Origin of the sequence: uncultured Lutibacter sp. (assembly GCF_937891065.1) — a bacterium.
Taxonomy (GTDB): Bacteria; Bacteroidota; Bacteroidia; order Flavobacteriales; family Flavobacteriaceae; genus Lutibacter.
In genome coordinates this window covers 1-3,654 of sequence record NZ_CALAEQ010000208.1, presented here as the reverse complement: position 1 = coordinate 3,654, position 3,654 = coordinate 1, and the positions used below count along the sequence as shown (strand labels likewise).

4 protein-coding genes are annotated in these 3,654 nt (G+C 33.8%); all 4 read left to right on the top strand.

The genetic code is table 11. The features are described from left to right. On the top strand, positions 1 to 648 hold a 648-nt coding region (locus tag Q0352_RS11405; RefSeq protein WP_299527589.1), incomplete at its 5' end, for a glycoside hydrolase domain-containing protein. Between the two features lie 136 nt (positions 649 to 784). After that, entirely contained in the window at positions 785 to 1,522 is a 738-nt protein-coding gene (locus Q0352_RS11400; protein WP_299527587.1) for a GntR family transcriptional regulator, read from the top strand. A 16-nt stretch (positions 1,523 to 1,538) separates the two neighbouring features. Further along, complete coding sequence (locus Q0352_RS11395; protein ID WP_299527585.1) at positions 1,539 to 2,468, top strand: ROK family protein; 930 nt, start codon at positions 1,539 to 1,541, stop codon at positions 2,466 to 2,468. A gap of 11 nt (positions 2,469 to 2,479) precedes the next feature. After that, a complete protein-coding gene (locus tag Q0352_RS11390) occupies positions 2,480 to 3,631 on the top strand; it encodes a sugar MFS transporter (RefSeq protein WP_299527583.1) in 1,152 nt (383 codons plus the stop codon). Positions 3,632 to 3,654 lie beyond the last annotated feature (23 nt).

Sequence of the window (3,654 nt, the reverse complement as noted above, 5' to 3'; positions counted from 1 at the left end):
GATGTGGACGGACTTATTCAGTCGATGGGACAGGAATTATTTAACCGGCGCCTGGACAAAACATTTACCCTCGCACAAAAAAATAATTTCAGCGGTAATCCCGGTCATGTGGATGGGTTCTCGGGTATTGAAGAAAAATACAACCATGGCAACCAGCCCGGTCTGCATGCTTCATGGCTCTTCAATTACAGCGGACAACCCTGGCTGACACAAAAATGGACCCGCGCCATTTGCAACGAATTTTATGGCCTGGAACCTTTACACGGTTACGGCATTGGTCAGGACGAAGACCAGGGACAGTTGGGTTCGTGGTACGTGATGGCTGCCCTTGGTTTATTTGATGTCCAGGGCCACGCTTCCATGCACCCGACTTTGCAATTCGGAAGCCCCCTGTTCAACAAAGTAATAATTGACCTCAATCCCGACTATTATTCAGGAAAAGAACTGGTGATAGAAACAAAGAACAACTCGCCAAAGAATGTATATATCCAGTCTGCAAATTTTAATGGTTCATCAATTAAAAATAGCTGGATGTATAGAAATGAAATTGTAAAGGGAGGAACATTATCTTTTACAATGGGGCCAGAGCCAAATAAGAAGTGGGGTATAGAACAAATACCTCCATCAATGTCAAATGAAAAAAAATAAAATCATAAAAAAATATTTAGGGTTATTTCAGAGGGGTAAGCCGGTGTTTTATATAAAGCCATTAACAGGCTATAAGAATGGGCAGAGTCGCAAAAGTAAATGCAGTATATTTAACAAATACACAAAATGATATCATATGGATTTTAGATTAGATCAACAAAGCGCTATCCCACTTCATGCTCAAATAGAAAAATACCTAAGAAGGTTGATTTCTTTGGAAGAATATAAAAACGGAAATAACCTTCTTCCAAAAGAGGTAACCTTATCAAAAAAATTAGGAGTTTCCCGAAATACCGTAAGACAAGCTGTAAATACACTTGTTAACGAAGGCCTTATAGAACGTAAAAAAGGAGTAGGCTCAAAAGTAGTACACAAAAAAATAACAACCCGATTAGACAACTGGATTAGTTTTACCAAGGAAATGCGAAATCAAGGGATCGATGTTGTAAACTATATGGTGCAAAATACATTGGTAAATGCTCCAAATGAAATAAATGATGGATTAGCTATTTCTCAATCAAAAGAAATATGGAAGCTAGAAAAAATTAGAGGGTCTAAAGATGCCAAATATCTTTATTCAGTATCCTATTTTCATCCAAGGGTAGGCATCACTGGAAAGGAAAATTTTAATACGCCTTTGTATGAGCTATTGGAAAAAGAACATGATGTAATAGTTTCCACCTCTAAAGAAAAAATAAGCGCTATTACTGCTTCAAAAAAAATAAGTTTATTACTTGATGTTGAAAAGGAAACGCCCATTTTAAAAAGAGAAAGAATAGTATGTGATCTTGGAGATCGTCCTGTGGAATATAACATAGTTTATTATCGTACCAATTATTTCACATATGATATAGAAATAAAAAGAGACTCTTAAATTAAAAACATATAGAATGAATAATCAAATAGCCATTGGAGTAGATGTTGGCGGTAGTCATATAACAAGTGCCGCTGTAGATCTAAAAAATCTTGTTATCATTCCTGAAACTACTTTTTCTGTGAAGGTTGATAATAAAGCTGAAAAAGATATCATTTTAAAAAAATGGAGCGAAGCTATTAATAAGACTATCCTTAGCGCTTCTTTGAAACAGCATATAGATATAGGTTTTGCCATTCCAGGGCCTTTTAATTATAAGAAGGGAATTGCTTTATTTGAAGGTGATAATGATAAATATGAAAACCTGTATAGTGTTTCTATTCCAGACGAATTATCAAAATATCTTATCTCTGAAAAAACTAATTTCAGATTCCTTAATGATGCCACTTCATTTGCTGTTGGGGTATCTGCTCAAGGAAAAGCAAAAAATTGTGCTAAAATTATAGCCGTTACCTTAGGAACTGGTTTTGGTTCTGCCTTTATTAAAAACGGAATCCCATTGGTAAATCATCCACAAGTTCCTAAAGATGGTTGTTTATGGGATAAACCATTTAAAGATGGTATTGGAGATGATTATTTTTCTACCCGTTGGTGCATTAAACGTTATCATGAAATTTCCACAAAAAACATACAAGGTGTAAAAGAAATTGCAGAAGCGAATACACCTCATTCTAAACTTCTTTTTGAAGAATTTGGTGCTAACATGGGACATTTTATGGTTCCTTTTCTTCAGAAATACCAACCCGAGTTAATTGTTATGGGAGGTAACATATCTAACGCTGGCAATCTTTTTATTCCAGCTTTAAAACAAGTTATTATGGGTGCTGGATTAGCTGTTGATATTGAAATATCAACTTTAATGGAAGATGCAGCAATTATAGGTAGTGCCAAATTATTTAACTCTAATTTTTGGAATAACATACAAGATGACCTCCCTAACCTTTAAATAAATTTAAAATGACATCACAAAAAATAAATATAAGTAAAATTTTTCCCGTATTCCTAACTTTTATTGTTATGGGGTTTGTAGATATAGTTGGTGTATCTACTGGTTATGTTCAAAAAGATTTTGAACTCTCTGACACATTAGCTCAATTCATTCCATTTATGGTATTTATTTGGTTTTTTGTGTTTTCAATACCTGTTGGAGTACTTCAGGATAAAATTGGCAAAAAGCGTATGATGAACATTGGTTTACTTGTTACTTTTGTTGGTTTATTGATTCCTTTTATATATTATTCCTTTATTTCAGTTTTAATAGCATTTATAGGTATAGGCATAGGAAATACCATTGTTCAAGTAGCTGCAAACCCTTTATTGCAAGAAGTTGTATCTAAAAAGAAGCTTTCAAGTTTCCTTAGTTTATCTCAATTTGTAAAAGCCATAACATCTTTATTGGGACCTATTGTTGCCACTTTTGCTGCTTTAAAATACGGAGACTGGAAATGGGTTCTTATTGTCTACGCTGTTGTTACCCTACTCTCTATACTATGGCTTTCAAGTACAAAAATAGAAGAAAAAATAAAATCTGAAATTCCAGCATCATTTTCGTCTTGCATGAAATTGTTAACCAACAAATTTGTGCTAGCTATGGTTATTGCTATATTTTTCATTGTTGGAGCTGATGTTGGCATGAACTCTAACATACAAGGCTTTTTAATGAAACTCCACGGGTATTCACTAGAAAATGCATCGTATGGAATTAGTATATACTTTACTGCACTTATGATTAGTAGATTTGTTGGAGCTATTTTACTACAATTTTTAAAACCCATATTCTTTCTAGTTTCTACAACTATTTTAGCACTTGCGGGAATATTATTAATCATTTTTTCAACTACTGGAATTATGGCTCAAGTAGCTATTTTTATTGTTGGACTAGGCGCAGGAAATCTATTTCCATTAATATTTTCAATTGCTATAAATGGGATGCCATCACGATCAAATGAAATATCTGGTTTACTAGTTATGGCAATAGTTGGTGGCGCATTGGTACCTCCTTTAATGGGAGTTGTAAGTACTAGCACTGGTATAGTAGGAAGTTTAATTATCCTCGCTCTTTGCTTTTTATTTCTGTTATTTATTCCTTTTGTTAAGTCAAAGTATTAAAATTCATAAAACCAACATTTTTA

Bases quoted from the DNA above. Each gene is read 5' to 3' on its own strand.
- Q0352_RS11400 (WP_299527587.1), top strand. From the start codon at position 785: ATGGATTTTAGATTAGATCAACAAAGCGCTATCCCACTTCATGCTCAA.
- Q0352_RS11395 (WP_299527585.1), top strand. From the start codon at position 1,539: ATGAATAATCAAATAGCCATTGGAGTAGATGTTGGCGGTAGTCATATA.
- Q0352_RS11390 (WP_299527583.1), top strand. From the start codon at position 2,480: ATGACATCACAAAAAATAAATATAAGTAAAATTTTTCCCGTATTCCTA.